The 4129-nt window shown below is 38.2% G+C and carries 4 protein-coding genes; all 4 read left to right on the top strand.

Annotated elements, in window-relative coordinates; all coding sequences use genetic code 11:
- The first annotated feature begins 33 nt into the window (after positions 1–33).
- A complete protein-coding gene (locus FZ940_RS09325) occupies positions 34–1044 on the top strand; it encodes a replication initiation protein (protein WP_148789968.1) in 1011 nt (336 codons plus the stop codon).
- 200 nt (positions 1045–1244) lie between these two features.
- Entirely contained in the window at positions 1245–1604 is a 360-nt protein-coding gene (gene mobC, locus FZ940_RS09320) for a plasmid mobilization relaxosome protein MobC (RefSeq protein WP_148789967.1), read from the top strand.
- A 1-nt stretch (position 1605) separates the two neighbouring features.
- The gene (locus FZ940_RS09315; RefSeq protein ID WP_148789966.1) at positions 1606–3213 is read left to right on the top strand and encodes a relaxase family protein; all 1608 of its coding nucleotides are present in this window, start codon (positions 1606–1608) and stop codon (positions 3211–3213) included.
- Between the two features lie 652 nt (positions 3214–3865).
- The coding region (locus FZ940_RS09310) for a RepB family plasmid replication initiator protein (protein ID WP_148789965.1) at positions 3866–4129 on the top strand (264 nt) is incomplete at its 3' end.

The following is a 4129-nucleotide window of genomic DNA, read 5'->3' as shown; positions in this document are numbered from 1 at the left end:
AATAGGGCAATAGATTTTAAAAGGTATTTTCTTATGAAAGAAATTGTCAAATACTCAAACGAACTAAACAAGGTAAATTTTAGCTCTCTAAAAGAAACACAACTCAACGTGCTTTTTACAATCCTAGCCAAAATACGCCACGAAAACACAAAAGATGGCATTACAATCCCCACAAAAGAGCTATTTGAACTAGCCGACATTAATAACGGTGGCGGTTATAGGGCTAATCTTTTAAGTAGCTTGGGAGTATTACAAGATTTTAAAATTCAATACACTTATGAGCGAAACAGCGATAAAAACGCAACAGCCCAAGAAGTTATATTCCCAAGACTACAAATTTACGATGATAAAAACGGCGAAGTTTTAAACGTCAAAGTTTCAGAAGCATTTAGGGAGCGGTATTTAAAGGCAATGCCACAATTTACGCGCTTTGAGCTTGAAGAGTTTGTAAATCTAAGCGGCACTTATGCAAAAACAATCTATCGCTTTTTAAAACAATACCGCCAAACAGGGGTTTGGCGCGTAAAATATAAAGATTTTATCGAGCTTTTAGGTATTCCCGAAAGTTACCGCGCAACAAACATAGACCAACAAATTCTAAAGCCAGTTATCAAGCAGTTATCCACTGAACGCAACTTATTTGATTTACGCAGGATACCATTTAAAGGACTTATGGTGCGAAAAATAAAAAGTGGTAAATTTATAGAAGCCTTAGAGTTTTGCTTTATACCGCAGCCCGTTTCAGAGCTTGAAAAGGACGAGAAAGAGAACGAAAGAAATCTAGCAACTATTGCAAGAGATATCCAAAGAGAAGAGAGGCTGCGATCTTTGAAACAAAACAAAATCGACGAGCTAAAACCTTACCTTTTCCAAAGCGTCAGAGTTAAAAATCCAAATACTCAAGAATATGACACCCTAAAAATTATTGAGCTAAATTACAACCAAGATAAAATCAAAGCCAAGCTAAAAAATTCTGATGATAACTACATAACCGAAATGACTTTTGAGAGTATAAAACACCTACAAAATTTCTTAGGTTTTTAGTCAGAGTTTCGACAAATTTATTTCAGAGTTTCAATCATTTTTTTTCTGCTATAATTCCCCCAATGTATTAATTTTTATTCTAGGCGAGCATATACAAGGTAATACCTAGCGGTATTCCTTGTAGCTCGCAAGGGGCTTTGCCCTTGACCCACAAAAGGGGCTTGCAGCCCCCTTTGAACCCCTGCTAAAAAGGAGCAATTTTGGCTGAGCAAAATGAGAAAAAATTTTTTGTCCGATCGATAAAATTCAACGAGATCGAGCAAGAAAAATTAAACCAAATTTTGAGCGAAACAAATCTAACTTTTAGCCAACTTGTTAAATCAAAAATCTTTTTGAACCAACAAGACCAAATAAAGCAGGTCAAGAAAATGCAGAAAATCAAAGAGCTAGCACAAATAAGCGGATCAAAATATGACCTGGTAGATCAAGTTAGGCGCATAGGGAACAATTTAAACCAAATAGCGCGCCGTTTAAACGAAAATAAGCAAGGGGTAGTATCAACCATTGTTTTAAAAGAGATCGTTGAAATTAAAGCCCTTTTAGAGCATTTAAAGGGTTAATATGCTTGTTAAGTTTTTTGAGAATAACAAGGGCGGCGGAGTTGGCAGCGTCTATTATTTGTTAAATGATAGGGTGCAAGAAGGCACAGCAAAGCTGCTAAGGGGCGATAAAGAGCTAACCCTAGCCTTAATTAATTCAATCGAGTATAAGCACAAGGTAACCTTTGGCAGCCTAAATTTTACTGAGAAAAATCTAACCAATGAAGTAAAAACCGAGATAATGGATAGATTTGAAAAAATACTTTTGGCAGGGCTTGAAAGGGATAAAAACTTTAATATTCTTTGGGTAGAGCATACCGACAAAGAAAACCACCTCGAGCTAAATTTCGTAATCCCTAGAATAGAGCTTCAGAGCCTAAAAGTCCTTACCCCATACTATCACAAAGCCGATCTTTCAAGGGTCGATACATTCAAAGAAATTATAAATCTCGAATACGATCTAAGCGATCCAAACGATCCAATTAGGGAAAGCACCATAATAGGCAGCCGAAAGAAAAAAGCACTTTTTCAAAACGCCCAAGAGCTTGAAGACATCATTAAAGAGCAGGTTATAAGCCGCTATCTTAACTCACGAGATGAAGTTATAGCCTACCTAAGAGAAAACGGCGTAGAAGTGCCAAAGATAAGCAAAGAATACATCAGCATTAAACTACCTGAAGCAAAAAAAACTACAAGATTAAAAGGAGCAATTTTTAATGAGCGATTTACAGACTTTGAAAGCCTTGCGGCAGAACTTGGACGAGTGGAAGCAAGAGTTAGGGAGTATCAAAGAGAGCGTATCGCAAACCGCGTCCCAAGGCTTAGAGAACTTTATGCAAAACTTGGACGATTATGTGATGCCAAAGCTCGAGAAAACAACAAGCGATTTGAGCGAAGCAGCAAAAGAAATAACGGACGAATTGAACGAAGCAACGAAAGAGATCAGGAACGCGAAAAAGGAGCTATTACAAACAATAATGACCGAAGTCAGGTTCGATATGAACTTGCAGAAACAAATCAAAACGACCTACAAGGACGAGCAGAGGGCGCGCCTATACAAAGCCCTGAGCCAAACACTGGAGTATATGAACAAGGAACAAGCCTTGATAATAGTAGTCGCAGTCGTATTTTTGGCGGCGGGCTATATCCTTTGCAAGATAATATCATAAGGGGCAGCGATGAACGAGAAAGAATTTTACGAGAACTTATCAAATCAACTATTGAGCGAAATAGAGAAAGAGCGAGAAGGTCAAGCGAAGCTATTGAGCGAGCTAAACAACAATTTGAAGATGCTATTAGAAGCACAAGAGCAAGAGAGAAACGCCATATTGAGCAGAATGCAGAGTTTAGAATTTGGCTTAGCGGAGCTATCGAGAGCTTTAGAGAGTGGAGCAGAGAGCGGACAAGAAGACATCTTGCAGGACTTCGCGAACTTACTCAATCAATTTGTGGGGCAATTTCAAGCACAATTCAAACCGCTATACAATCGCTTGGGGATACAGCTGCCAGAATTGAAGCAAATAACGATCGAGAGCAAGAGAAAAGACAACAGCAGCAGAGCCAGAACGTTTATAAGCAGCCTAAAGCCGAGATAGAGGAACACCACAACACAAGACGAATGCGAATGTAAGCACAAATTCGATATAATTTTGGTAGAGGTTAAAGCCAAAGGGTCGCAACCTCTGGCTTTAAATTTCACCTCTGAAGGGAGGTGGTTAATTTGAACCGCCTAATGTTCTTAATTGTAATTATAGCACTTTGTTTGCTAGTTACAAAGGCTTCATAAGCCTAGCCCCCTAGTGGGGCTTTAAGAGCATTGACAGCCCTTTGGTTTCTTTCTATACTAAACAAAACAGCCCCTTATCATCTCCCCAATAATTGCTAGAGCTTTGCGGAGCGTAGCGACTATGCAAAGCGTAAAAGCTCGCGGACGAAAATTGCGCTAGCAATTTGAGCGCTGCTGAAGCGTCCGAATTTTTAGTCAGATTTTTTCAAAAAAGTGATCGATTTTTTTTCGCGCGCACGTTTTAACATCTTTTTATAAACTCTTTTATATCTTTTAGGGGTCGTGCTAGCCACGATGGGAACGGCTCTAGCGAAACCATAAGGCAATAAATTTACGCTGATAGGGCAATAAATTTACGGCAGATAAGGCAATAAATTTACGCTGATAGGGCAATAAATTTACGCTGATAGGGCAATAAATTTACAGCAATAAATATCTTTACATATTGCCTTATTTTTTATATAATAGGGCAATAGATTTTAAAAGGTATTTTCTTATGAAAGAAATTGTCAAATACTCAAACGAACTAAACAAGGTAAATTTTAGCTCTCTAAAAGAAACACAACTCAACGTGCTTTTTACAATCCTAGCCAAAATACGCCACGAAAACACAAAAGATGGCATTACAATCCCCACAAAAGAGCTATTTGAACTAGCCGACATTAATAACGGTGGCGGTTATAGGGCTAATCTTTTAAGTAGCTTGGGAGTATTACAAGATTTTAAAATTCAATACACTTATGAGCGAAACAGCGATAAA

It is taken from the genome of Campylobacter concisus (genome assembly GCF_902460415.1).
GTDB classification, from domain to species: domain Bacteria; phylum Campylobacterota; class Campylobacteria; order Campylobacterales; family Campylobacteraceae; genus Campylobacter_A; species Campylobacter_A concisus_Y.
Note: the sequence above shows the minus strand (reverse complement) of the source record. Positions and strands in the feature narration are given on the sequence as shown.